19 protein-coding genes and 1 tRNA gene are annotated in these 26,072 nt (G+C 48.5%); 13 read left to right on the top strand and 7 right to left on the bottom strand.

Features of this window, described 5'->3' with window-relative positions; all coding sequences use genetic code 11:
- Positions 1–15: 15 nt before the first annotated feature.
- The 4 genes from Q4A89_RS01570 to rpsF form a co-directional block, all read right to left on the bottom strand.
- A complete protein-coding gene (locus tag Q4A89_RS01570; protein WP_303183218.1) occupies positions 16–1,158 on the bottom strand; it encodes an N-acetylmuramoyl-L-alanine amidase in 1,143 nt (380 codons plus the stop codon).
- Between the two features lie 105 nt (positions 1,159–1,263).
- Positions 1,264–1,710 (bottom strand): 50S ribosomal protein L9, encoded by a 447-nt coding sequence (rplI, locus tag Q4A89_RS01565; RefSeq protein ID WP_303183217.1) that lies wholly within the window; start codon positions 1,708–1,710, stop codon positions 1,264–1,266.
- Between the two features lie 26 nt (positions 1,711–1,736).
- Positions 1,737–2,015, bottom strand: a complete 279-nt coding sequence (rpsR, locus tag Q4A89_RS01560; protein ID WP_124751180.1) for a 30S ribosomal protein S18 — start codon at positions 2,013–2,015, stop codon at positions 1,737–1,739.
- 2 nt (positions 2,016–2,017) lie between these two features.
- Positions 2,018–2,374 carry a 30S ribosomal protein S6 gene (gene rpsF / locus Q4A89_RS01555; RefSeq protein WP_124751179.1) on the bottom strand — a complete coding sequence of 119 codons (357 nt, stop codon included), beginning with the start codon at positions 2,372–2,374 and terminating at the stop codon, positions 2,018–2,020.
- Between the two features lie 118 nt (positions 2,375–2,492).
- On the opposite strand from rpsF, the gene Q4A89_RS01550 reads away from it, so the two are divergent.
- From Q4A89_RS01550 to Q4A89_RS01535, 4 genes are all read left to right on the top strand, one after another.
- Positions 2,493–4,031 carry a capsule assembly Wzi family protein gene (locus Q4A89_RS01550; RefSeq protein ID WP_303183213.1) on the top strand — a complete coding sequence of 513 codons (1,539 nt, stop codon included), beginning with the start codon at positions 2,493–2,495 and terminating at the stop codon, positions 4,029–4,031.
- 226 nt (positions 4,032–4,257) lie between these two features.
- Positions 4,258–4,689: a hypothetical protein gene (locus tag Q4A89_RS01545; RefSeq protein WP_303183211.1), complete on the top strand. Its 432-nt coding sequence runs from the start codon at positions 4,258–4,260 to the stop codon at positions 4,687–4,689.
- A 16-nt stretch (positions 4,690–4,705) separates the two neighbouring features.
- Positions 4,706–6,199, top strand: coding sequence for a bifunctional UDP-sugar hydrolase/5'-nucleotidase (locus Q4A89_RS01540; protein WP_303183210.1), 1,494 nt, complete (start codon positions 4,706–4,708; stop codon positions 6,197–6,199).
- A gap of 159 nt (positions 6,200–6,358) precedes the next feature.
- The gene (locus tag Q4A89_RS01535) at positions 6,359–7,105 is read left to right on the top strand and encodes a DUF6261 family protein (protein WP_303183209.1); all 747 of its coding nucleotides are present in this window, start codon (positions 6,359–6,361) and stop codon (positions 7,103–7,105) included.
- A gap of 300 nt (positions 7,106–7,405) precedes the next feature.
- Here the strand turns inward: Q4A89_RS01535 and Q4A89_RS01530 are convergent, their stop codons facing one another.
- Genes Q4A89_RS01530 through lysS form a run of 3 tightly spaced genes read right to left on the bottom strand, consistent with a single transcriptional unit; the run spans position 7,406 to position 11,554 of the window.
- Positions 7,406–8,752 (bottom strand): glucose-6-phosphate isomerase, encoded by a 1,347-nt coding sequence (locus Q4A89_RS01530; RefSeq protein ID WP_303183207.1) that lies wholly within the window; start codon positions 8,750–8,752, stop codon positions 7,406–7,408.
- 35 nt (positions 8,753–8,787) lie between these two features.
- Positions 8,788–9,786, bottom strand: a complete 999-nt coding sequence (locus Q4A89_RS01525; protein ID WP_303183206.1) for an NAD(P)H-dependent glycerol-3-phosphate dehydrogenase — start codon at positions 9,784–9,786, stop codon at positions 8,788–8,790.
- Positions 9,787–9,817: 31 nt separating this feature from the next.
- Positions 9,818–11,554 (bottom strand): lysine--tRNA ligase, encoded by a 1,737-nt coding sequence (gene lysS / locus Q4A89_RS01520; RefSeq protein ID WP_303183205.1) that lies wholly within the window; start codon positions 11,552–11,554, stop codon positions 9,818–9,820.
- Positions 11,555–11,785: 231 nt separating this feature from the next.
- Here lysS and Q4A89_RS01515 point away from each other — a divergent pair, with 231 nt between their 5' ends.
- From Q4A89_RS01515 to scpA, 9 genes are all read left to right on the top strand, one after another.
- On the top strand, positions 11,786–13,093 hold the full coding sequence (locus Q4A89_RS01515) for an alpha-L-fucosidase (protein WP_303183241.1): 1,308 nt from the start codon (positions 11,786–11,788) through the stop codon (positions 13,091–13,093).
- Between the two features lie 271 nt (positions 13,094–13,364).
- On the top strand, positions 13,365–14,534 hold the full coding sequence (locus tag Q4A89_RS01510; RefSeq protein WP_303183203.1) for a proline dehydrogenase family protein: 1,170 nt from the start codon (positions 13,365–13,367) through the stop codon (positions 14,532–14,534).
- A gap of 1 nt (position 14,535) precedes the next feature.
- Positions 14,536–15,120, top strand: a complete 585-nt coding sequence (locus Q4A89_RS01505) for a uracil-DNA glycosylase family protein (protein ID WP_303183202.1) — start codon at positions 14,536–14,538, stop codon at positions 15,118–15,120.
- A 299-nt stretch (positions 15,121–15,419) separates the two neighbouring features.
- Positions 15,420–15,506, top strand: a tRNA-Ser gene (locus tag Q4A89_RS01500).
- Positions 15,507–16,057: 551 nt separating this feature from the next.
- The gene (locus Q4A89_RS01495; protein ID WP_303183201.1) at positions 16,058–19,066 is read left to right on the top strand and encodes a TonB-dependent receptor; all 3,009 of its coding nucleotides are present in this window, start codon (positions 16,058–16,060) and stop codon (positions 19,064–19,066) included.
- 24 nt (positions 19,067–19,090) lie between these two features.
- On the top strand, positions 19,091–20,650 hold the full coding sequence (locus Q4A89_RS01490) for a RagB/SusD family nutrient uptake outer membrane protein (protein ID WP_303183199.1): 1,560 nt from the start codon (positions 19,091–19,093) through the stop codon (positions 20,648–20,650).
- An 81-nt stretch (positions 20,651–20,731) separates the two neighbouring features.
- Positions 20,732–21,829: an SPOR domain-containing protein gene (locus Q4A89_RS01485; protein ID WP_303183197.1), complete on the top strand. Its 1,098-nt coding sequence runs from the start codon at positions 20,732–20,734 to the stop codon at positions 21,827–21,829.
- A gap of 67 nt (positions 21,830–21,896) precedes the next feature.
- Positions 21,897–23,804, top strand: coding sequence for a methylmalonyl-CoA mutase small subunit (gene mutA / locus Q4A89_RS01480; RefSeq protein ID WP_303183195.1), 1,908 nt, complete (start codon positions 21,897–21,899; stop codon positions 23,802–23,804).
- Positions 23,805–23,821: 17 nt separating this feature from the next.
- A complete protein-coding gene (scpA, locus tag Q4A89_RS01475) occupies positions 23,822–25,969 on the top strand; it encodes a methylmalonyl-CoA mutase (RefSeq protein WP_303183239.1) in 2,148 nt (715 codons plus the stop codon).
- The last annotated feature ends 103 nt before the right edge of the window (positions 25,970–26,072 follow it).

The raw sequence follows: 26,072 nt of genomic DNA, 5'->3' as shown, positions 1-26,072 counted from the left end.
CGCTGTTTTATAAGTTTATTTTAAACGTTTTCCGTCTTTCATCCGAATGATGAAAGCATCCCGGAAGTCTTTGGATATTTTTTTCTGAATCTTCTGAATTTCTTTGAAGTCCGATGATTCTCCGTACGTATATTTATAGGCTTTACCTTCCTGATAGAAACTTGCTTTGTAACCTTTCAGCTTGGGAGAGTGAGCCGGCAGCCGTCTGTCGGAAGTCAGAATCTGTACTTTGTAAACGATTGTTCCGCTTCTTTTTTCGTTTGCGTCGGGACGGGGCGTCTCGGTCACCGTTTCTTTCGCGTGTTGCTGCTCTTTTTCGCGGGGCTTTAATGTATCTTCGCCCTTGCGGGTCATTTGATTATGCGTAATACCTCCTTGTTTACGAACATAATTCCGCTTATAACGCGAAAACGCGTTATAAATCGCTTTGGCCAGTCTGTTCTGTCCTTCGGTCGAATGCATGTAACGTTCTTCTTCACGATTCGAGATAAATCCCAATTCGACAAGTACGCTCGGCATACTTGTGGCTTTCAGCACGAGAAACCCGGCTTGTCGGACTCCACGATTTACACGCCGGGCTGACACAAATTCTTTCTGAATTTCCGAGGCAAACGAAACGCTCTGTTCCATGTGCTTATTTTGCATAAACTCGAAAATAATATACGATTCCGAAGAATTGGGGTCGAATCCTTCATAACGTTGCATATAGTTATCCTCCAACAGAATAACAGAGTTCTCCAACATGGCGACTTCCAGGTTTTCTTGCGTCTTTGCCAAACCGAGAGTGTATGTTTCAGCCCCTTTGACGGAGGTGTTTTTTTTCTTTAACGAATTGGTATGGATAGAAATAAACAGATCGGCCTTATGCCGGTTCGCTATATTGGCACGTTCGCTCAACTCCACGAACTTATCTGTTTTACGGGTATAAATTACCTGCACGTCGTTGTGTCCGGCCGAGATCAGATTTCCTAACTTGAGGGCGACGGCAAGATTGATTGTCTTTTCGTTCGTCTTTACCCCTTTGGCTCCGGGGTCTTTCCCGCCGTGACCGGCGTCGATTACTACGATAAATGTATCTCCTTTAGCCAAAAGAGGCTGAGCAATCCCGCACAACACACAGATTACCGGTATGACGAAAAGAAACCGTAATCTGTTCATCGTATATATCTTTTACGAATCATGCAGCAAATATAGTAATTTCCGCACAGATATGAAAAAAGGCCTCAACAGAGGCCTTTTTAACATGTATGGCAAATCGGAATATCAGGCTTCCGAGATGACTTCGAACGGAATTTCGACCGAAACTTCTTTGTGAAGTTTCAGTACGGCACGATATGAGCCGACTTCTTTTACCGAATCCTTGATCAGGATTGTCTTGCGGTCTATTTCGAATCCTTTCTTGGCCAATTCTTCAGCAATCTGAATATTCGTTACCGAGCCGAAAATCGTACCGGTCGAACTTGTTTTTGCACCAATCGTCAGCGAAACGCCTTCAAGCTTGGCCGCCAATGCCTGTGCATCTTCCTTGATCTTGGCCAACTTATGGGCACGTTGTTTCAGGTTTTCAGCCAACACTTTCCGTGCCGACTCCGAAGCAATCACTGCTTTACCTTGCGGGATTAGAAAGTTACGTCCGTAACCGTCTTTCACGTTTACGATATCGTCCTTGTAGCCTAAGTTCGCTACATCTTCTTTCAAAATAACTTGCATATTCTGTCTCCTCTTTACGTTTAAAATTATTTCATCAAATCGGTTACATAGGGCAGCAATGCCAGATGGCGTGCTCTCTTCACAGCCTGTGCCACACGGCGCTGAAACTTCAGTGACGTACCGGTGATACGGCGCGGAAGGATTTTTCCCTGTTCGTTCAGGAATTTCTTCAGAAACTCAGGATCCTTATAATCGATATACTTGATTCCGCTCTTTTTGAAACGGCAATATTTTTTCTTCTTTACATCCGACGACATCGGGGTCAGATATCTGATTTCCGTCTGATTGCTATTTGCTGTTGCCATGATTAATTCTCTTTTTCTGTTTCTTTCGATGCTTTCTTCAAACCTCTTCTCTTCGCAGCATATTCAGCCGCATACTTGTCTTGACGGAAAGTCAGGAAGCGGATAACGCGCTCGTCGCGGCGGAATTGTGTTTCCAATGTCGTAATCGTTTCCGGATTTGCCTTAAACTCAATCAGCCAATAAAAGCCGGTTGTCTTTTTCTCGATCGGATAAGCCAGTTTACGCAAGCCCCAATCTTCTTCATTCACAATCTCCGCCTTTTCGGCAGAGAGCACTGCTTTGATTTTGTCTACCGCTTCCTTCATCTGTGCGTCAGATAAAACGGGAGTTAAAATGAAAACGGTTTCGTAATTGTTCATAAATGTTACTGTTTTAAAATTTGCGGTGCAAAGGTAGTCATTTTCTTGACATATCCAACTTTTCGCGATGAAGTTTTTTTTCGTAGCTTTGCGGTCGTTTATCATGTAATGCTCGATAATGAAACGATATTTTCGCTTTTTTTTATGTGTTGCCGGTATTCTTTGCTATATCGGAGGATATGCCGAACAAGCGGATACGCTACGTCTATATACATTATATTATACAGGAGCGTTCGGCTCCGTAGCTTCGAATGATCTGACGCCTTTCGGTATCGTGAACGGCCGGTACGGCAAAGTTCCTTTGAAAGCGAACAATGGCTATCTGTATGGTTCCGTATATCATCGGCAACAGCTGGGGAAAGGGTTGGGCTGGCATGCCGGGGTGCAGTTGATCGCTTCAACATCGCGTTATCGGAATATATATCTGCAAGAACTTTATGCAGAGGTATCGTATAAGAACCGATTTTATCTGAGTGCCGGAAGTCGTGAGGGGAGAGACGATGGATACAATCCGTCGCTTTGTGATCGGCAACTGAGCAGTGGAGATTTAGTATTTTCGTCCAATGCTCGTCCTATTCCGGAGATCAATTTCTATATCCCGCGTTTTCTGACGATTCCGCGCACCGCAGGCTGGTTGCAGGCGAAAGGAAATTTTGCCGTCGGGCGTTCGTTCGATACGGACTATTTGAAGTCGTTCCGGGGGGCACAGCAGACATACGTTCGGAATGTGTTGTGGCATCATAAGTCGATGTATCTGCAAATACAAGATACGCACGGAGATTTTCCCGTCTCGCTGATACTCGGCGCGCGTCATTTCGCGCAATGGGGAGGCACATCAACACATCCCAAATTGGGAAAGCAACCTCGATCGGTGAAAGATTTTCTGCGTATTGTGGCGGGTACGTCGGGAGGAAGTGACGCGAGTATTTCCGACCGGATCAATGTGTTGGGGAATCATTACGGCTCCTACGATTTTCGTCTGGCCTACGAGCCCGGAGACTGGTCGATTTTCGGGTACTATCAGCATTTTTTCGACGACCGGTCGGGTATGGAATGGTATAACGCATGGGATGGCCTGAAAGGGATTCAGCTTCAGCTACCTCGTCTGCGATGGATGAATAAGGTGGTTGTGGAGCGTCTCTCTACGATGGATCAGAGCGGGCCGTTTCATTTTATCGAGTTCGACCATGACAAGTATCCGGGCTACGGAGGAGGAGCGGACAATTATTACAATAACGGCGAATATACGACGGGGGCTTCGTATTTTAACCGTTCGCTCGGTTCTCCGCTTCTGATTTCGCCGGAATATAATACAAACGGAGTACTTGGTTTCCGTCATAACCGGGTACGTGCATGGCATCTCGGCATCGAGGGAGAAGTGTCCGGGAACGTGGCTTACCGGGTAAAAGCCTCTTCGGTCGAGAGTTTTGGAACACCGTATGCACCGACCTTGCGTAAGCTGACTCTTTTTTCGATCGCGACCGACTGGCGTTATACTTATCGTTCACGTTGCGCGAAGAAAGAACACGAAACACCCGGCTGGGAGTTCGGAGTAGCTGCCGGAATGGACTGCGGTTCGTTGCTTGGAAATCATTGGGGAATAAGCTTCTCTGTAACAAAAAGCGGAGTGATCAGCCGCACGTTCCAACGAAGATAAACGTTCTGTACATCCCCTGAGCAAAGGCGTTTTCGGAACGCTTTTCAGACACCTATCCATCGATCGTAACGAAAGCAGGGAATTGCCTCCTCAAAAAAAAATGAGTAAATTACTCATACGAAAATGAGTAATTTTACTCATTGACGTACCCATCATACCTCTTTATCTTTGTACCGTGATTCTTAATAGGACTTTTTAAACGTTGAACCTGTAAAAAAACAAGACAATGAAAAAGACGATGAAAAATGTAGCAGGAAGTCTGCTTTGTATGCTGTTTGCGCTCGTATGGCTATTCGGCTGTAGCGGTATCAAAAAAGAGCAAGCAGACGGTGAAGAAGATGCGGCCACGTTTGTGTACGAGATTGAAGACATCTTTGAGCTCAAAGACAACGGAGTCGTGGTGGTAGGAGAAGTATTGGATGGGAAGTTAAAGGTGGGCGACAAGGTGAATTACTACGATTCCGTCGGCGATAAAATCTTCGTTTGTACCATTTCGGCCATCGAGCAACCGCCGCAAACAGGGCTGAAAGAGGCTTCGGCCGAAGGAGAACGCACGCATTATGCGTTTATGATTGAAAATAAAGGAAAAACCGATTTCGAGATAAAAGGATATCTCGTCAAAGGCGATTTACACAAGTGGCTTGCCCAAGAAGAATAAAAAAACAACCTCTAAAATGAACAATAGAATGAAAACGATTCAAAGAAAAACGTGGGCAGTCATTACGCTGTCCGTTATCGTACTGCTCTCGTGGACAAGTTGCGGTACGAGTCGTAAACAGGCCGTTGCGCCGCAAGAGCCGAGAATGTTACATATCTTGGCGGTAAACGACATGCATGCGGCGATCGACAATTTTCCGCGCTTCGCTTTTATCGTCGACAGTCTGCGCGCGTTGTATCCCGACATGCTGCTTTTTTCGGGTGGCGACAATCAGACCGGCAATCCGATCAACGACCAGTATTCGCCGAAAGGATTGCCCATGATCGAATTGATGAACACCCTACGGTTCGACGTCTCGGCCGTCGGTAATCACGAGTTCGACTCCGGGCCCGAAGGCTTCCGGCTCTTGCTCGAAAAAGCGTCGTTCGATTTTCTCTGCGCCAATCTTGCTCCTCCGGCAGGAAAAACGTACCGTATTCTTCCGAACAAAACGATCAAGATGCCTAACGGACTGACAGTCGGCGTGACGTCGGTATTGGCCATCAATGCGGGAGGAATTCCCGATACGCATCCCGACAATGCGGTGGGATTCACTTTTTACGATCCTTTTGAAACGGCATCCAAACAGTTAGCGATGCGCGACCGTTGCGATGTCTTCATTTATCTCAACCATTTGGGATTCGAAGATGATGTCGTGCTGGCCGGTCAGCTGCCGAAAGACGCGGCCGACCTGATAATCGGCGGACATTCGCATACGAAGATCGACAACGAACAGTTTCATCACAACATCCTGATTACGCAGGCCGAGAACAAACTCAAATATGCGACGCTCATCACGGTCAAAGTGAATCCGAACGGCACGAAAGAACGTCACATGGCCCTGCTTCCCGTCGGGAAAAAAGGCAACGAACAAGCGACCGTTCGGGCGATGGTAGACAAGTACAACGACAATCCGGCCATGAAGGAGCGTCTGGCCGAAGCGACGGACGAATTTACAAGCTACGAACAGGTGGGCTACCTGATGGTCGACGCGCTGCGCGAAGGCACGAAAGCCGAGATCGCCCTGATTAACCCCGGAGGCGTACGCATTGATCAACTGTCGAAAGGAGCGATTACCGTGCGTGATGTGTACACCATGGATCCTTTCGGCAACGAAACGGTGCTCTTCAAACTTACCGGACACGAACTGAAAGCGCTCTTCATCGCAGCCTTTCCGCTCGACGAAAGACTGCCCATCTATCCTTCGGGACTGAAAACACGCTACCTTTTCGCGCCCGACGGTACGATCCGGAACGTGGAACTGTTTATGCCCGACGGCACACCGGCCGACATGGATCGCACGTATACCGTAGCGATGAACAACTATATGGCTTCGGTCTACAAGTACGAGCATCAAGACCCGGGCACAGGGCTTTTCCAGCCTACGGCCGAGACTATGATCCGGTATTTGAAAGCGTTGAAAACCGTTCCCAGCTATCGGAACGAACAACGCGTAGAGCTGAAGAAGTAAAACGGCCCATTGACTTATAGTCAAAGTGCCGAAAACGGAAAAAAGCAGCCATTGACTATTAGTCAAAGCATCGAAAACGAAAAGAAAGCAACCGTTGACTTATATCAACGCGAGAAAAAAAGGAACAGAGATAAATCATAAACGAGAGGAGATAAAACAATGAATGAAGAAAAAGTAAGAGGTCTCAACATTGCAAGGCTTCAAAATCATGAACAATTTGGTTTCATCACCGAATTTAAGATGGAGTTGCAACGGTCGAATATCGGCGCGCTACAGCCGTTTGTTGCCCAACTAACGCCGCTTGTGGCAGAAGAAGATCGGGCGCTGGAGTTGATCAGGCGCAGTGAACACACCCGGCAGCTGGCCGAACTCGATACAGCATGCGATAATTGTTACCGGGGCTTGATAAAGACGGTTCACGCGGCGCGTCACAGTCCCGAAATCGACGAACGCGATGCGGCCGAACTGTTGGAAATCCCGTTGCAGACATACGGCAATTTCACGGTCGAGAGTTATGAGATACAGCACAGCAAAACGCGGAATTTGATTCAGGACCTGCGGCTGCCCAAATATAAGCCGGCGGCCGATCTGCTTGGCGTCAGCCGATGGGTAGAACGTCTCGAGAAGGCCGACGATGCGTTTATGACGCTCTACCGTGTGCGTCGCGACGAGCAGGCGCAGACGGCTCAGGAGCATCGTCCGTTGCGGCTCATCCGTGGCGAAGTGGAGCGAAAGTATCGTGAAATCGTCCGGCATATCAACGCGTTGGCCGTGCTCCAGCCTCATGCCGAATTGAGCGCGCTGATTGCCCGCATCAATGTGCATATCGACCGTCTGAATGCTGCGATGGCTGCGCGCACTACGCGGGCCCGTAAGAAGCAGGAAGGCGGAACGAACGAAGGATAAACAGGCCGGAGAGAGCCCCTGTGGGAATTTTCTGCGCGGCGCGCACTTCATAGGCGGGGAAGTTCGGAAGAGCCGTTCGGGAGAATAAACCACAGTCTCCGGCCTACCTTTTCAAAAGAGGGTGTGTCAAAATGCAATGTTTGGGCACACCCTCTTTAGGTGTGTAAGAATGGGTAAAAAGCAAGGCGCTAAGGATGAGGGTGAGGGAGCATACTAAGGTATGTGACCGAGCTCTCATTCCGCAAGCAACGAAGCAGTTTGCCCGTTATGACACACCGCCTAACTTTTTTACCCTCTCCTTTATTTAAGTTTTTTGCGGATGGCCTGGCTTTCTTTTTCGTAGCCGGGCTTGTCGAGCAGAGCGAACATATTCTTTTTGTACGCCTCTACGCCGGGCTGATCGAACGGATTAACTCCCAACATATAGCCGCTGATGCCACATGCTTTCTCGAAGAAATAGAACAATTGTCCGATATAATAGGCGTTGAGTTCGGGCAAAGTGATTTTGATGTTGGGCACGCCGCCGTCTACGTGTGCCAGTTGAGTGCCCAACTCAGCCATTTTATTGACCTCATCGACCCGTTTTCCGGCCAGAAAATTCAGTCCGTCCAGATCGGCTTTATCGCTCGGAACGGTCATTTTATGATCGGGCTTGGCAACCGAAATCACGGTTTCGAAGATCGTACGTTCGCCTTCCTGTATCCACTGTCCCATCGAGTGGAGATCGGTCGTCAGATCGACCGACGCGGGGAAAATCCCTTTGTGGTCTTTTCCTTCGCTTTCGCCGTAAAGCTGTTTCCACCATTCGCCGATATAATGCAGTTTCGGATGAAAGTTGGCCAAAATCTCGATCTTTTTTCCTTTGTCGTAAAGGGCGTTGCGCGTCGCGGCATACATCGCCGCGATGTTCCGGTCGAACGGTTTTTTTACATCGGTCGCTTTTTCCATATCGACGGCTCCTTGCACGAGGGCGCGGATATCGATACCCGCCACGGCGATCGGGAGCAAGCCCACCGGCGTGAGCACCGAATAACGTCCGCCCACATCGTCGGGAATCACGAACGTCTTGTACCCTTCCTTGTCGGCCAGCGTGCGAAGCGCGCCTCGCGAACGGTCGGTGACGGCCACGATGTATTTCCGGGCTTCTTCGACACCGATCGCCTTTTCCAGCTGTTTTTTCAGAATGCGGAATGCGATGGCCGGCTCGGTCGTCGTCCCCGACTTGGAGATGTTGATGATACCGAACTTTTTGCCTTCCAACGTAGCGCACAATTCAAAAAGATAATCTTCTCCGATATTGTTTCCGGCGTAAAGCAGCACCGGGTTCTTGCGTTTCGATGTCTGTAACCAATCGAAGCTGTTGTTCAGCGCCTCGACAACGGCTTTCGTGCCGAGGTAGCTACCGCCGATGCCGATCACAACGACAGCCTTGCATTTGCGCAGTTGAGCCGCCGTTTTCTCAATGTCTTTCAGTTCCTCTTCGGTGATGGACGAGGGGAGGTTCAACCAGCCGAGAAAATCGTTTCCCGGCCCTGTCCCCTTGTGCAGCATCTCGATGCTTTGGGTCGCTTTCGGCGCCAATGCGTCGATTTGTTTGCGAGTCACCGCACCGAGCGCTTTATCAATGTCTAACGTTATTGTTTTCATCTTTCTGTTTTATATAGGGGTTTAACGTTCCGTTTTTAGGTGAAAGTTTCGGCCAGTTGGCGGATGATGGTCATCGGCGATTTTCGTTCGTACAGAATATCGTACAGCGCGTTCAGGATAGGCATATCGACCCGATATTTCTCGTTGACTTCGTGAATACACTTGGCACCGTAATACCCTTCGGCAATCATTTCCATCTCCAATTGTGCCGTTTTGACCGAATACCCTTTTCCAATCATCGTTCCGAACGTCCGATTGCGGCTGTAGCGTGAGTAAGCGGTCACCAGCAAATCGCCCAGATAGGCTGATGCGGTAATGTCGCGCGGCAAGATATGCGCCGAATCGAGAAAACGCTGCATCTCTTTGATCGCGTTCGACAAAAGGACGGCTTGAAAATTGTCGCCGTACTTCATGCCATGGCAGATGCCCGCCACAATCGCATACACATTTTTCAGCACAGAGGCGTATTCGATTCCTTTTACATCCTGACAGCACGATGTTTTCAGATAGTTGTTGCGGAATATCCGAGCCATATCTTCGGCCTTTTGCAGGTCTTTACATGCCAACGTGATATACGAAAGCCGTTCGAGCGCGATTTCTTCCGCATGACACGGTCCCGCGATGATCGCGAGATTCTCCAGCGGTACCTGATAACACTGTGCGAAATAGTCGGTAATCAACATGTTTTCGTCCGGCACAATGCCTTTGATAGCCGAAACGATGACCTTGTCGCGTAACGGTGTTTCGAGTTTTTGCAGATGCTGCTTGAGGAAGGGAGAAGGAGTGGCAAAAATCAGGATGTCGGACTGTTCGACGGCCTCATTGATGTCCGAATAAAAGCCGATGCGCTCGGTATCGAACGATACGGCCGACAGGTAACCGGGATTATGCTTCATCCGCTTGAAATCTTCGATGGCTTGCGGACGACGCATATACCAGTGAATGTTCGGCTGAGTCGACAGTACGATTTTAGCCAACGCCGTAGCCCAGCTTCCGCCTCCCATAATCGCCACCTTTCCGAAAATATCTTTCATGTCGTAGAATTTGGTAGTTGATGATTCGTTTTTAATGCCCCGTAACAACCTTGATCCATGCTTCGACCGTTTGTAACGGAGGCAATTCCAGCCCGAGATTGTATTTCTTGTTCAGATCGAACAGCGATTGTCTCAATAATTGCGGATTAGCTCCCTCCAACATCTCGACCGTTACGAAGCCTGCTTTCTGTATGGCCGGCACCCATTCGGCAGGTATTCCTAACGGAGCATATTTTTCGGGCGCATCTTTCTTCACCGTCTTCTCCGGACGCATTTGGGGGAAGAACAATACCTCCTGAATCGTGGTTTGTCCGGTCATCAACATCACCAGCCGGTCGATACCGATCCCCATACCGCTCGTCGGAGGCATACCGTATTCGAGCGCACGCACAAAGTCCATATCGATAAACATCGCTTCATCGTCTCCTTTCTCACTCAGACGCAACTGTTCCTGAAAACGCTCCAGCTGGTCGATCGGGTCGTTCAACTCGGAATAAGCATTGCAAAGCTCCTTGCCGTTGACGATAAGCTCGAAACGTTCGGTCAAGTCGGGATTGTCGCGGTGACGCTTGCAAAGCGGCGACATCTCGATCGGATAATCGGTGATAAACGTTGGCTGGATGTAGTTGCCCTCGCACTTTTCGCCGAATATTTCGTCGATCAGTTTGCCTTTACCCATCGTTTCGTCTACTTCGATGTCGAGCTGTTTACACGTCTCACGCAATTGGGCTTCATCCATTCCCGTAATATCAATCCCCGTAAACTCGTGAATGGCCTCAGTCATCGTCACTCGTCTGAACGGCGCCTTGAAGCTGATGGTCTTATCGCCGACCGTCGTTTCCGTCGAGCCGTTCACGTCGAGACAAATCTTTTCAATCATCTGTTCGGTAAACTCCATCATCCAATGGTAATCCTTGTACGCTACATAAATTTCCATGCAGGTAAATTCGGGATTGTGCGTACGGTCCATCCCTTCGTTACGGAAGTTCTTCGAGAACTCGTAAACTCCCTCGAATCCGCCGACGATCAGACGCTTCAAATATAACTCGTTGGCAATACGAAGATACAAATCGATGTCGAGCGCATTGTGATGCGTGATAAACGGGCGCGCCGCAGCTCCTCCCGGAATAGATTGCAGAATCGGCGTCTCTACTTCCAGATAGCCCCGGGCGTTGAAATATTCACGCATCGAAGCGTAGATTTTGTTGCGCTTGATGAAAATATTTTTCACGTCGTTATTGACAACCAGATCGACATAGCGCTGCCGATAGCGCAACTCCGGATCATTGAAGCCGTCGTACACCACACCGTCTTTTTCTTTGACTACGGGTAACGGACGTAACGACTTCGAGAGTACCGTCAGCTCTTGTGCATGAACGGATATTTCGCCCATCTGCGTGCGGAAAACGAATCCTTTGACACCGACAAAATCGCCGATGTCGAGCAGTTTTTTGAACACGGTGTTGTACAGTTCCGTGTTGTTTTCGTCCGGGCAGATGTCATCACGAGTGATATATACTTGAATACGTCCGGTCGAATCCTGCAATTCCATAAAGGAGGCTTTGCCCATGATACGACGACTCATGATGCGTCCGGCAATCGTTACTTGCCGCGGCTGGGCATCGTCGTTGAAGTTTGCTTTTATTTCATCGGCATATCCGTTGACCGGATACGCGGCAGCCGGATACGGGTCGATATTCATCTTGCGCAACTGTTCGAGACTGCCGCGCCGGATGATTTCCTGTTCGCTTAAATCTAATACGTTCATTACTTGGTCAAAAATGGTAATAATCGTGCAAAAGTACAAAAAATATTCGGATAGCAAAGAGCTATACGCTTGGATATGATTTCTCCGTAAGTATACTAAGGATATTCTTGTTTTCACCGAAAAAACGCTTACCTTTGTGAGGTCGGGTAACAGTATGTACCCGTTATTTTTTTCAGTAATCAACAAAAAAACTAATCAATGAAAACGAAAACATTACTTCTTTGTGCAACCATGGCTCTCACATGCCTGACGCACGCTTCGGCACAGCCCGGCTACACTCCTTCGGCCGACAATCTGAAAGCTCGGGAAACATTTCAGGACGATAAGTTCGGTATCTTTATCCACTGGGGCATTTATAGTATGCTCGCCGATGGCGAATGGGTCATGCACAACAAAAACCTGAATTGGGAAGAGTACGCCAAACTGGCATCGGGCTTTTATCCCGCAAAATTTAATGCGGCAGAATGGGTGGCTGCGATCAAGGCTTCGGGAGCGAAGTACATCACGATTACTTCGCGCCATCACGACGGTTTCTCCATGTATGAGACCAAACAGTCTGATTATAACATTGTGAATGCAACGCCGTTTAAGCGTGACGTGATTCGCGAGTTGGCCGACGAATGCCGTAAGCAGGGTATCCGTCTGCATCTTTATTATTCGCATCTCGACTGGCGACGCGACGATTATTATCCGCTGGGACGCACAGGCAAAGGAACCGGTCGAAAGACACAGGGCAAATGGGAAGATTACTGTACGTTTATGAATAATCAGCTGACGGAGCTGCTTACGAACTACGGCCCTATCGGTGCGATATGGTTCGACGGCATGTGGGACAAGGACATCTATCCCGATGGCATGACAGCCAAAACATGGAATCTCGATGAACAATATACGTTAATACATCGTCTGCAACCGGCTTGTTTGATCGGAAATAATCATCATATCACCCCGTTCACAGGCGAAGATATCCAGATTTTCGAACGCGACCTGCCCGGCGAGAACAAGGCCGGACTGTCGGGACAGGATATCAGTCGGCTGCCGCTCGAAACATGCGAAACGATGAACGGAATGTGGGGCTACAAGATTACCGACCAAGATTATAAATCGACGAAAACATTGATTCAGTATCTTGTCAAAGCCGCGGGAAAGAACGCGAACTTGCTGATGAATGTTGGACCTCAACCGGATGGAGAGCTGCCTGCGGTAGCGGTCGATCGCCTTCGCGAAATGGGTGAATGGATGAAAATCTATGCTCCCACCATACAGGGTACACGGGGCGGAGTCGTTACTCCGCGCGACTGGGGCGTAACGACTCAGAAAGGAAAAACGCTGTATGTGCATGTGCTGAATCTCGACGACAAAGCCCTGTTCCTTCCTTATGCAGGCAATAAACTGAAAAGCGCAGTAGAGTTTGAAAGTCGCAAGGCAGTTCGGTTTACACAGGATAAGGATGGCATTCTGCTGAAATTTAAGGATAAGCCCCAGTCGCCCGATTATGTGCTGGAACTGACATTCACCAGTGAATTGCCTCTAAACTAACAGAAATATCTTTATGAAACACCCTTTGAGGGTGTTTCATAAAGATCAACATAACGATCTAAATTAACCGGACACGCATTAAGGTAAACAAAGGACTGGAGACTTGCAATCAATAGCCGTACGTTCTAAGGTAGAGAACATACCGTGACTAAAAGTCAAGTGCAGATAGCCTTCTATATTTTTCTTCATATAAAAAACAACACAAAAAATTGCTCATCCGAATGAAATGTAATATATTCGGCGCGTTTTTACCTGAAAATATACATCAAATATGTTAGACTTTAATAACACCCAAATTGCTTTTGAAGCAAAAACAGACGCAGAATTGAGAAATGCGTACATATTATTTAATACCATTAAGCATCCTTTTCTCGTAAAACTTGCGAAATGGGGAAGCAATCTCGCACTAAAAATACATTTTCCCTTAGGATGGATCGTCAAGCCTACATTATATAAACAATTTGTAGGAGGAGAAACGTTGCGAGACTGCGAAAAAACAATCCATCTGTTGAAGCGTTTCGGAGTTAAGTCGACGCTTGATTTTTCGGCGGAAGGCGAGCAGAGCTCCGAAGGCATCAAGGAGACCATGGAAGAAACTTTGCGCTCGATCGACAATGCCAAGGATCATCCGAACATCGCTTATGCCGTATTCAAACCTTCAACCATCACGACCGACGCACTGCTGTCGAAAGCCTCCGAACATCCGGATCAGTTGACAGATGCGGAAAAGAGCGATTATGAGGTTTTTCAACAACGCTTTATGACGTTGTGCCGAAGGGCTTACGAGAACGGAGTACGTATTTTGGTAGATGCAGAAGATTATTGTTTTCAGGATGCGATAGACAGTATGACGGACGAAGCCATGCGGCTCTTCAATAAAGAGCGTGCAACCGTTTTTGCTACGCTTCAGATGTATCGTCACGACCGTCTGCCCTATCTACATCGAATCCTTGCCGATGCCAAAGAAAAAGAATACATTGCCGGCATAAAATTTGTACGTGGAGCATATATGGATGGCGAACGTGCTCGTGCTGAGGCCATGGGATATCCTGATCCGATTTTCAAAACGAAACAGGAGACAGACGATAATTTTGACGCCGGTGTCAAATATGTCATGGATAATCTCGACCATTTTGAACTTTTTATGGGAACACATAACGAAAAAAGTAACCACCGGCTGGCCGAACTGATCGAAGAGAAGGGATTGAAACACGACGACCGGCGCATCTTTTTCGCACAATTATTAGGCATGAGTGACAATATCTCGTTTAATCTGGCTCACGAAGGATATAATGTAACGAAATATGTGCCTTATGCAAGCGTCAGAGACGTAATCCCTTACCTTATTCGTCGCGCCGAAGAGAACACGTCCGTTGTCGGCCAAACGACACGCGAATTGAATATGCTTCGTCTCGAGATGAAACGCCGCAAGAAGAAGTAAGATGGAATCATTGATAGAAGTTCACCCTTTGCCTCCTTTTGCTCCGGAAGGTGCAAAAATGTTGATGTTGGGCAGTTTCCCTCCTCCCAGAGCACGCTGGAAAATGGATTTCTTTTACCCTAATTTTCAGAATGATATGTGGCGGATATTCGGGGTCGTCTTTTTTAAAGACAAACATTATTTCCTGACGGATGATCAAAAGTCTTTTCACGAAGCAAAAATTCGTACATTTCTGACTGAAAAGGGGATTGCGCTTTGGGATACGGCTATGGAAGTAAATCGACAAAAAGGGAATGCTTCGGATAAGTACCTTGAGGTACTTCGCCCGATTGATTTGAAACAAATTTTGTCGGAATTGCCGGACTGCCGAACAATCGTGGCAACGGGTCAGAAAGCATTGGATACCTTATTAATGCTGACAGGAGCTGAAGAACCGAAAGTCGGTTCATCGACCGAAACCGTCTTTTGCTCCCGTCACCTGCGCATATACCGAATGCCTTCTTCATCAAGAGCCTATCCAAAACCTTTGGAAGAGAAAGCAGTCGTATATAAGAAAATGTTTGAAGAGATTGGCATAACAATATAGGTGCATGGAAAGTTGTGTAAAATACGTATCCTACTCTTTGATATTGTAAAGGATATGAAACCATGTGACTTTTCCATGCCGAATAAAAAAGAAACAACTTTATCTCAAATAACTATATGATAATAAATACAACGTTTTTTGGATTTTGCCAAACAATTTAGAGATAACTCCGAATCAAGCATTGATTCAAATTTTAGCTTGAGACATTTTTTAAGCCAACACAAAAATTTGCGGATTCAAAAAAATGGTCTATCTTTGCAACGCTTTTTCAAAATGTGCCGTTCAAAAGCATATCTGAAGGAAGGATGGGTGAGTGGCTGAAACCAACAGTTTGCTAAACTGTCGTACGGGTAACCGTACCGGGGGTTCGAATCCCCCTCCTTCCGCTGGATATAAAGATAATATAAGTCGATCGCAGATAAAAAAGGGTGTAACACATCCTTCTTTTTAGTATACTCATTATGAAGACCGTTTGATCATCCCATTTTTTTTTGCGGACTACGTATAACAATTGGTGAACCTGAATAAAATCCTTCTCTTATGTAATCCTGAACACCTTTATTTTAGCTTTAACCCTAAACTTCTCTTAATAACGTTTTGAGGGCTATAAAATTAATGATAGGACGATTTTTTTGATTTTCTACTTTTTTTGCATAATTCCGCTCATTCACAAACATCTTCCGCTTTTTGTGAATAACGAGAGAACCCTCTGAAGATGTTAATTTTTTTGCAGATGTAAAAAGAATGTATATCTTGCGTCCGTATCAGATTACAAAAATCTATACCGGGAAACAATGTCATGTATTGCAATAAGCTTTCGTGCAGAAAAATATCATGAAAATCACGACTGCTGCTTACAATTCCTGTTTCCGGAAATACGCTCTGAAATTTTATCGTGTGAATGAATGATATGTTTAATTTTTAAGGAGTGCCTTGTATGAAACAAGAAAAGAATGGAAAGATTGGTCGCTGGAAAGCTGGATTGCTTGCGGCGCTGATGTGTTTGGGCGTAACGATGACGTACGCTCAACAAGTAAATGGAACAGTGTTGGACGAGAATGGGGAACCGATTATCGGCGCCAACGTGGTAGAAAAAGGAACGACAAACGGTATTGTTACGGACTTGGAGGGACGTTATATCTTGTCGGTTTCGAATGCGGAACATGCTGTTTTGCAGTTTTCTTACATCGGTTATAATACGAAGGAAGAAGCAGTGAAAGGGCGTAGTACGATCGATGTAACGATGCAGCCGTCTGTTGTGAACTTGGGTGAAGTGGTGGCTATCGGATACGGTACGCAGACACGACGTCAGATTACCGGTTCGGTTGCAAATGTAACGGAAGAAAACTTTAACAAAGGGCTGACACGCGATGCAACCGACTTGTTGCAGGGTAAAGTGGCCGGACTGATGATTAATTCGGGTTCGGGCGATGTGACGAGCACGTCGCGGATGCGGCTGCGTGGTGTCACAACGTTGCAGGAAGACATGGGGCCTCTCGTCGTAATCGACGGGATTCCCGGTGGCGATTTGAGTACGGTGGCACCCACCGATATCGAGTCCATCTCCGTACTGAAAGATGCGACATCGGCTGCGATCTACGGGTCGCGTGCAGCGGGAGGTGTGATTCTTATCACAACAAAAAAAGGGGCTGGCAATCGTACCATAGTCAACTACGATGGGTATATGTCGGTCGATGTGCTGGCGAATAAGCCGGATCTGCTTAATGCCGATCAGTGGCGTGCTTACGCCGCTCACTCTAAGCAAGACCCTTCGGTTTACGATCAGTACGGAGCCGATACGGACTGGTTTGGCGAACTGACACGTACAGGATTGTCACAAAATCATAGTTTGTCGTTAGCTGGTGGCACGTCGAAGGGCAATTACCGTATTTCGTATACGTATCAGGATCGTAACGGGGTGATGCGTGATAACAAGCAGGAACGTCACAGCTTTCGTTTTCAGGTGCAGCAACGCGCTATCAACGACCGTCTGCGCATAGGGCTGACCGGATCGGGGACCATTACGAATCAGGAACTCCCGGAAGCCGGAAACTATATTTTGGCATACAGTATGCTCCCTGTCTATCCGATTTACAATGCTGACGGAACATACTTTACCAAGGTCAATGCGGAATTCGATCAGGGCAACCCTGTGCAAAATCAGGACTTGAACCGCAAAGACAATGAGATGCTTTATTTCTACGGTTCGGGCGATATTCAATTTGAACTGGCCAATGGACTGAATACGAAACTGAATCTTTACAAGAGCCGCTTTTCCGATACGCGGAGTGAGTTCAATAATTCAACGACCGAAGACGGACAGAGCGATCAAGGTAATGCCTACAAGCGGAACCGCGTATGGAACCGTAACCTGCTCGAGTGGACGATTGACTACGAGCGGGCATTCGGAGCCGATGAAGAGCATAAGGTGCAGGCGCTGGCCGGTTATTCGTGGGAAGAAAATGCGTATGCCTACTTTTTTGCCCAGAATCGGAATTTCCTCTCAAATAACCTGTCTTACAATTCACTGCAATCAGGCATCGGTCTCAAAACAGGCGATGTGGAATCGGGCAAGAGCGCCTATAAGCTTATTTCTCTGTATGCCCGAGCGTTTTATGGCTATCACAATCGCTACATGATTACGGCCATGCTCCGTCGTGACGGTTCGTCCAAGTTCGGAAAGAACAATAAATGGGGTATTTTCCCTTCTGTTTCCGCAGCTTGGGGTATCTCGGAAGAAGCGTTTATGAAAGAGGTCAAATGGGTGAATGATCTGAAACTACGTGTTGGTTACGGTGTCACCGGTAATCAGACCGGACTTGATCCGTACCGGACTCTCGAGTTGTATGGCATGAAAGGTATCTATTATAACGACGGTTCGTGGAAAACGGCTTACGCGATCAGCCAGAATGCAAACCCCGACCTGAAGTGGGAATCGACGGCCACAATGAACTTCGGCCTCGATTTTTCTTTGTTTAACGGACGGTTCGGAGGTAGTGTCGAGTTGTACAAAAAGAAAACGTCCGACATGCTCTATACGTATGCCGTGCCCACCCCTCCGTTTGTTTATGACCGTATGATGGCCAACGTCGGCGACATGGAGAATACGGGTATTGAGATGATGTTCAACATCGGGGTGATTCGCAACAAAGACTTGGATTGGACGATGACACTCAACGGGTCGTATAACAAAAATAAAATCACGCGCCTCTCGAACGAGCATTACGAGACAGACAAAGTCTATGTAGGCAGTCCGTGGATTCGCGGAGGATCGGGAGTGACATCTCATATTGTCGAAACAGGCCGTCCGGTCGGACAGTTCTATATGTGGAAATGTAAGGGGATCAGTGATGAAGGGAAATATATCTTTGAAGATATCAATCAGGACGGCAATATCGACGAGGCAGATCGTACGTATTGCGGTACGGCTTTGCCGGACGTGATTTTCGGATGGCAGAATACGGTAAACTATAAAAACTGGGATTTTTCGGTCTTCTTCCGGGGCATGATCGGCAACGAAGTCTTCAACGGGCCTCGCGCCGCTTACGGTAACAACACCTATCTAATCGGCACCAACGCGCTGAACGATGAACTGATCTATAAACTGAAAGGACAGAACTCACAGATATGTTCGTATTATGTGGAAGACGCATCATTTATTCGTCTCGATAACCTCGCACTCGGCTACACGTTCAACACAAAAAAGATCGATTGGCTCAGTAAAGCACGCATTTACGTAGCTGCGCAGAATCTCTTTGTCCTTACCGGATACAAGGGACTTGACCCGGAAGTACAGTTAGGAGGACGCAACGAGACCGATCGTGCCAACAGTTCGAGAACAAGTACCGGTATCATGGCCGGCAGCGGACTGTATCCCGGTATCGAGTATCGCGATTTCTATCCCAAGTCGAAAACCTTCACAGTGGGACTTAATGTAACATTTTAATAATCCGTATAAAAGAATGATAATATGAAGATCAAATCAATCATATCCATGCTGACCGGCGCTGCCATGCTGTTCTCTCTTCCTTCGTGTTTCGATCTGGATGAGACGGTTTATGACAAAATCCCGTCCGATACGTTCGGGAAGAACAAGGCCGAAGTCGAGGCCATTATCGGTCCGGTCTATAATACACTGAAAAGATATTTCCCGTCTAATTGGCTTTATTTAAGTGAATGTACGGGAGATATGGCCATTAACCCTACCCGTAAGGGCGGAGACTGGTTCGACGGTGGCGTGTATCGTGATCTGCACATGCATACCTGGACTTCTCAAACGGGTACATTGCGCGGATGCTGGGAGGCAGCTACGCAGTCTATTTCGTCCTGTAACCTCATCTATGCGACGATCGAAGATTCGCAGAGTATTTCGGACGAAGATAAAAAAGCCGCATTAGCCGAAATACGCGGGGTACGTGCTTTCTGGCTCTATTGTCTGATGGATGCTTTCGGTAACGTGCCGCTGGCTGTAAACTTTAAGGATGCCGGTCTGCCGGCAACGAAGACGCGTCAGGAAGTATTCGATTATATCGTGCAAGAACTGGACGAGATCAAAGACCTTCTTCGCTCCGACGTGTCGAGCGCAAGCTACGGCAAATTCACGAAAGGCGCCGCATATACCTTGCTGGCCAAAATGTATCTGAACACCGAAGCGTGGGGTGTACGTACGAAAAAGACAAATAACTGGGCGGAAGTAGTGAGTGCTTGCGATGTAGTTATGGGGATGAGTTATGTACTCGAACCAAGCTGGAAGACAAATTTTCAGATCAAAAACGAAGCCTCGCGCGAAGCTATCCTGGCAGTATGTTATAGTGCGAATGATACGGAAGATCAAAATACGTTACATTTCCGTACGTTACATTATAAAGACAACATTGCACTCGGCGGCACTTGGAGCTCGTGGAACGGGATCTGCGCCACGACGGATTATGCCAAACTCTTCGAAGAAGGTGATCAGCGCTTGAAAGGCTCTTTCTTGATGGGCGAAATGAAAGACCCGGCTACGGGCAAAGTACTCATGACCGCACACGATCGTCCGTTGATACATTACATCGACGTGATTCAGATCGAGGGTTCGCAGTACGAAGGCTCCGTATGGGGACAGGTGAATCAGGAAGACGGCTATCGTTGTTACAAGTGGCCCTTCGACAAGTCTACTCTGGGAGCGATGGAGAACGACTTCATTATCTTCCGTCTGGCCGATGTCTATCTGATGAAGGCTGAAGCGCTCGTTCGGATGGGCGGCGATAACGGATTGGCCACGCAGCTGGTCAATGCCATTCGTGAGCGTGGGTTCGGCGATACATCGCATAACTATACGTCCGTCACCCTCGCACAAGTCGCGTTGGAGCGCAAACTGGAATTAGCCTGGGAGTGTTTCTCCCGTCAGGACTGTATCCGCTTCGGCACTTTCCAGCATGCCCGTTACCTCAAACCTGACACAAAAGCCAAGGAGCATCTGAAAATCTTTCCGATTCCGCAGACGGCGCTTGATGCCAATCGTAATCTGAAACAGAATCCGGGTTATTAATAGATATTTTATAGGTTACGCCCCCACGTTCAACGCCGGGGGCGTAACTTTTTTAGCTTTTTCTGTGTTGTATTCCGGAAAATGATATACCTTTGCGTGGTGCTACGGATTATTACACATATTGAGCGTGTACTGTTAGTCAACGACTGCGTGATTGTTCCGGGCTTCGGAGGTTTTGTGCTCCAGCGACGCCCGGCTTTCTTTGTGGCCGAAGAAAATGCTTTTTCTCCTGCGCATAAAGAGATTGTGTTTAATCCTACGCTTAACCATAACGACGGTCTTTTGACCGAATCGTATATGCAAATATATGGGATGGATTTCAACGAAGCGCAGCAAACCCTCAGACAAGACTTGGACGAATGGAAGAGAGCACTTGATGAGTACCGAACAGTTTCGGCAGGTAGGCTCGGATCGTTGCGACGAAACGAAGACGGAGCCCTTATCTTCGAACCGGAAGCGGATGCTTCTCGTTACACTTTCGATACCTATGGCCTAACCTCGTTTTATATGGTACCTGTCGGTACGGAGCGTAGCCACGATTCACTTGTAACCCGTTTACCTGTTTCCCCGGATTCTCCGATCGAAGAGCCTCCTCGTACGGAAAAGACGGGGCGCGAAGTACCTCTGCTGTTACGTATGATGGGGCGCGTTGCCGCTATAGCCGCTGCGGCTGTCGTGCTGTTCTTTCTGATCACGACTCCCGTCAAGGATGTGAATCGGAATTCCTACACGGCCGGATTTGCACCTTCGGAAATACTGACTTCTACGTTTTCAGCCGGTGAAGCAGAAAAAGCATCTCCGGTACAATCTGCGAAAGAAACGGACGAACCGGTCGATTTGGGGCCGTCTCTTCCGGAGCCGTCTGTTGAGCCTGCTACCGGAGCCGTGCAGAAGACAACCCATTCATCGACCGAGATAGCCATAGAAAACGTGGCTCGCCGATCGTATTATGTCATTATCGGAAGCTTTGATTCCCGCAGTCGTGCGCGGAAGTTCGTTTCCGAAATCGACCCGGCGGAATGTCGTCAGATCGGGATGGTGCGGAGCGGTCAGCAGATACGTATTTATGCCGCAAAGTACGATAATCGGGCAGAAGCCGAAGCGTACGTAAACCGATTGCGGAAAAAAGAGAAATTCAAAACATCGTGGCTTTATATCGGCCATCGCGATAATCGATAAATTCAGTTATAATTATAACATTTGAGGAACACACAGTCTGTTTAACAAATAAATAAAGAAAAGTTTTATGGCAGAAGCAAAAGAGAAGCTTTTTTCCGAATTTCCTCCCGTATCCACACAGGAATGGATGGACAAGATCACAGCCGATCTCAAGGGAGCGCCGTTCGAGAAGAAATTGGTTTGGAAAACCGGCGAAGGGTTCAATGTTAATCCTTTTTATCGCGCCGAAGACATTGAGGGGATGGCGACTGCCACGTCGCTGCCCGGTGAGTTTCCGTACGTTCGCGGAACAAATGTTTCTAACGCATGGCTTGTCCGTCAGGACATCGAGGTGACCGACTGCGCGTCGGCCAACGAAAAAGCCAGACGCCTCGTGGCCGAGTGCGGAGTGACCGCTCTCGGTTTCCGGATTAAAGGCGAGCGCGTTAATGCGGATAATATCCGGACATTGCTTGAAGGCATTTGTCCGGTAGGAACGGAATTGAATTTTATGACCTGCAACCGCAGGGCGGTAGAATTACTCGGTATTCTTACCGAGTACTACAAAGAAAAAGGAGTTGACTTGGAGAAGGCGCAAGGCTCTGTTTCCTACGATGCCTTCAAGGTGCCGCTTGTCAAAGGAGTTGCGCTTGAAAGCGATTGGGTGGAAGATGTGGTTGCCGTGCTTAAGGCCGGTGAAGCCTTGCCTCATTACCGCGTGCTGGCCATACAAGCTTGCAACTTGAGTGATGCCGGTTCGTATATCACTCAGGAGCTGGGCTATGCCTTGGCTTGGGGTAACGAGCTGCTTGCCAAACTTGCGGAAGCAGGTATGCCGGTGGACAAGGTAGCCAACAAGATTAAGTTCAACTTCGGTATCTCATCCAACTATTTTATGGAAATCGCGAAGTTCCGTGCCGCGCGTTGGTTGTGGGCAGAGATTGTGAAAGCTTACGATCCGGCATGTGCGTGTCCGCCCGACTGCTGCGATACGAAAACGGCAGACGATAGCGCATTTTGTCGCTGCGCCTGCAAGATGAAAATGCACGCCCGCACGTCGGCTTGGAACATGACCGTTTTCGATGCGTATGTGAATATGCTCCGTACGCAGACCGAAGCGATGTCTGCGGCTATCGCGGGGGCTGACTCGATTACCGTTTCGCCTTACGATGACGTGTTCAAAACACCGGACGAATTCTCGGAACGCATCGCGCGGAATCAGCAGTTGCTCTTGAAAGAGGAATGTCATTTAGACCGCGTTGTCGATCCGGGAGGCGGCTCCTACTATGTGGAAGTATTGACGCAATCCGTAGCCGAGGCTGCCTGGAAGTTGTTCCTTGAAGTTGAAGACAAAGGCGGTTTTGCTGTCGTGGCGAATGCCGGCGAGGTACAGCAGGCCGTCAACGAGTCGAATACGGCACGTAAGAAACAGATTGCCACACGCCGCATCAGTCTGCTCGGAACGAATATCTTCCCGAACTTCACCGAGGTTGCAGGCGACAAGATCGAAGCCGATTGCGAATGTGGCTGTCATTGCCATAAAGATTCGGAAATCGCGAAACTCGATTTCTCGCGCGGAGCTTCAGAGTTTGAAGCCTTACGTCTGGAAACGGAGAAGAGCGGTAAACGCCCGAAGGTGTTCATGCTTACCATCGGTAATCTGGCCATGCGTCTGGCACGCTCGCAGTTTTCCTCGAACTTCTTCGCTTGTGCGGGATACGAGATTTTCGACAACCTCGGCTTCGAAACCGTGGAGGCCGGAGTGAAAGCCGCTCGTGAGAAGCATGCCGATATCATCGTGCTTTGCTCGAGCGATGACGAATATGCCACCTTTGCTCCCGAAGCGTTCAAGCTGACCGAAGGCAAGGAGCTGTTTGTGGTTGCCGGTGCTCCCGCATGTATGGACGAATTGAAAGCGGCCGGCATCGAACATTTCATTCACGTGAAATCGAATGTGCTGGAGACGTTGCAGATGTTTAACCGAAGCCTTCTTTAAAAGAAAAAACAAAGATGATGAGACCGAATTTTAAAAATATCGATATTCAGAAAGCCGGTTTTGCTGCCACGAACGCAGCGGAATGGGCCAAGTCCAATGGCATTGAGGCCAATTGGAAAACACCTGAACAGATTCAGGTAAAGTCAGTCTATACGAAAGAAGACCTCGACGGGATGGAGCATTTGCATTATGCGTCGGGGCTGCCGCCTTATCTGCGCGGGCCTTACAGCGGTATGTACGCCATGCGCCCGTGGACGATTCGGCAGTACGCGGGGTTCTCGACGGCCGAAGAGTCGAATGCGTTTTATCGCCGTAACCTTGCTGCGGGTCAGAAGGGGTTGTCGGTAGCGTTCGACTTGCCGACGCACCGCGGATACAATGCGGACAACAACCGCGTGGTGGGTGACGTAGGAAAAGCTGGCGTGTCTATTTGCTCGCTCGAAGACATGAAAGTCTTGTTCGACGGGATTCCGTTGAGTAAGATGTCCGTTTCGATGACCATGAACGGAGCCGTGCTGCCGGTGCTCGCCTTTTATATCAATGCCGGTCTGGAGCAGGGCGCCAAGCTCGAAGAGATGCAGGGAACGATTCAGAACGACATCCTGAAGGAATTCATGGTGCGTAATACGTATATTTATCCGCCCGAATTCTCGATGCGTATCATCGCCGACATTTTCGAGTACACGTCACAGAATATGCCGAAGTTCAATTCGATTTCGATTTCAGGCTACCACATGCAGGAAGCCGGCGCAACGGCCGACATTGAAATGGCTTATACGCTTTCGGACGGTATGGAGTACCTGCGTGCGGGGATCAATGCCGGAATCGATGTCGATGCGTTCGCACCGCGTCTGTCATTCTTCTGGGCTATCGGCATGAACCATTTTATGGAGATCGCCAAGATGCGTGCCGCACGTATGCTGTGGGCGAAGATCGTCAAGAGCTTCGGCGCGAAAAATCCCAAATCGCTGGCGTTGCGTACGCACAGTCAGACGTCGGGATGGTCGTTGACCGAGCAAGATCCGTTCAATAACGTTGGTCGTACATGTATCGAAGCGATGGCCGCTTCGCTCGGACATACGCAATCGCTGCACACGAACGCGCTCGACGAGGCTATCGCGTTGCCGACCGACTTCTCGGCTCGTATCGCGCGTAACACGCAGATATACATTCAGGAAGAAACGCAGGTATGTAAGGAAATCGACCCGTGGGCCGGTTCGTATTACGTCGAAGCATTGACCCATGAATTGATCCACAAGGGATGGGCGTTGATTCAGGAAATCGAGAGCATGGGCGGTATGGCCAAGGCTATCGAGACCGGTCTGCCGAAGATGCGTATCGAGGAAGCTGCCGCGCGCACGCAGGCTCGTATCGACTCCGGCGTTCAGACGATTGTAGGAGTGAACAAATATCGCTTGGCCAAAGAGGCCCCGATCGATATTCTGGAGATCGACAATACGGCCGTTCGCGAAGAGCAGGTGGCTCGTTTGCAGGATTTGCGCGGAAAGCGCGACGAGGCAGCCGTACAGAAAGCGCTGGCCGATATCACGGAGTGTGTGAAGACGAAGCAGGGCAACCTGCTCGATCTGGCCGTCAAAGCGGCCGGGCTGCGTGCTTCGCTGGGCGAGATTTCCGACGCTTGCGAAGCGGTGGTAGGACGTTATAAAGCAATTATCAGAACGATATCAGGCGTGTATTCATCAGAGACAAAAGAAGACGGCGACTTCCGCAAGGCGTGCGAGTTGGCCGAGGCGTTTGCCAAGAAACAGGGGCGTCAGCCGCGTATTATGATCGCCAAGATGGGTCAGGACGGACACGACCGGGGCGCCAAAGTAGTTGCAACGGGTTATGCCGATTGCGGATTCGACGTCGATATGGGACCATTGTTCCAGACACCCGAAGAAGCGGCCCGCGACGCGGTCGAGAACGACGTGCATGTGCTTGGCGTATCATCGCTCGCTGCCGGACATAAGACGCTTGTACCGCAAGTGATCGAAGAGTTGAAGAAACTCGGCCGTCCGGATATTCTGGTCATTGCCGGAGGCGTTATCCCCGCGCAGGATTACGATTTCCTCTACAAGGCCGGTGTAGCGGCGATTTACGGTCCGGGAACGTCTGTGGCCAAAGCCGCTTGTCAGATATTGGAAATCTTACTCTCCGATTAAGATTCATTTTTTTATTTGCATATAATTTTCTGTTTGAAGAGGGTGTGTCAAAACGCAATGTTTGGGCACACCCTCTTTAGGTGTGTAAGAATGGGTGAAATTG

The organism is Tannerella sp., from assembly GCF_030528505.1.
GTDB lineage: Bacteria > Bacteroidota > Bacteroidia > Bacteroidales > Tannerellaceae > Tannerella.
This window is presented reverse-complemented; position numbering and strand designations above follow the sequence as displayed.

Coding starts and splice junctions, on each gene's coding strand:
- Q4A89_RS01570 (WP_303183218.1), bottom strand. CDS start 1,158: ATGAACAGATTACGGTTTCTTTTCGTCATACCGGTAATCTGTGTGTTG.
- rplI (WP_303183217.1), bottom strand. CDS start 1,710: ATGCAAGTTATTTTGAAAGAAGATGTAGCGAACTTAGGCTACAAGGAC.
- rpsR (WP_124751180.1), bottom strand. CDS start 2,015: ATGGCAACAGCAAATAGCAATCAGACGGAAATCAGATATCTGACCCCG.
- rpsF (WP_124751179.1), bottom strand. CDS start 2,374: ATGAACAATTACGAAACCGTTTTCATTTTAACTCCCGTTTTATCTGAC.
- Q4A89_RS01550 (WP_303183213.1), top strand. CDS start 2,493: ATGAAACGATATTTTCGCTTTTTTTTATGTGTTGCCGGTATTCTTTGC.
- Q4A89_RS01545 (WP_303183211.1), top strand. CDS start 4,258: ATGAAAAAGACGATGAAAAATGTAGCAGGAAGTCTGCTTTGTATGCTG.
- Q4A89_RS01540 (WP_303183210.1), top strand. CDS start 4,706: ATGAACAATAGAATGAAAACGATTCAAAGAAAAACGTGGGCAGTCATT.
- Q4A89_RS01535 (WP_303183209.1), top strand. CDS start 6,359: ATGAATGAAGAAAAAGTAAGAGGTCTCAACATTGCAAGGCTTCAAAAT.
- Q4A89_RS01530 (WP_303183207.1), bottom strand. CDS start 8,752: ATGAAAACAATAACGTTAGACATTGATAAAGCGCTCGGTGCGGTGACT.
- Q4A89_RS01525 (WP_303183206.1), bottom strand. CDS start 9,786: ATGAAAGATATTTTCGGAAAGGTGGCGATTATGGGAGGCGGAAGCTGG.
- lysS (WP_303183205.1), bottom strand. CDS start 11,554: ATGAACGTATTAGATTTAAGCGAACAGGAAATCATCCGGCGCGGCAGT.
- Q4A89_RS01515 (WP_303183241.1), top strand. CDS start 11,786: ATGGCTCTCACATGCCTGACGCACGCTTCGGCACAGCCCGGCTACACT.
- Q4A89_RS01510 (WP_303183203.1), top strand. CDS start 13,365: ATGTTAGACTTTAATAACACCCAAATTGCTTTTGAAGCAAAAACAGAC.
- Q4A89_RS01505 (WP_303183202.1), top strand. CDS start 14,536: ATGGAATCATTGATAGAAGTTCACCCTTTGCCTCCTTTTGCTCCGGAA.
- Q4A89_RS01495 (WP_303183201.1), top strand. CDS start 16,058: ATGAAACAAGAAAAGAATGGAAAGATTGGTCGCTGGAAAGCTGGATTG.
- Q4A89_RS01490 (WP_303183199.1), top strand. CDS start 19,091: ATGAAGATCAAATCAATCATATCCATGCTGACCGGCGCTGCCATGCTG.
- Q4A89_RS01485 (WP_303183197.1), top strand. CDS start 20,732: ATGATATACCTTTGCGTGGTGCTACGGATTATTACACATATTGAGCGT.
- mutA (WP_303183195.1), top strand. CDS start 21,897: ATGGCAGAAGCAAAAGAGAAGCTTTTTTCCGAATTTCCTCCCGTATCC.
- scpA (WP_303183239.1), top strand. CDS start 23,822: ATGAGACCGAATTTTAAAAATATCGATATTCAGAAAGCCGGTTTTGCT.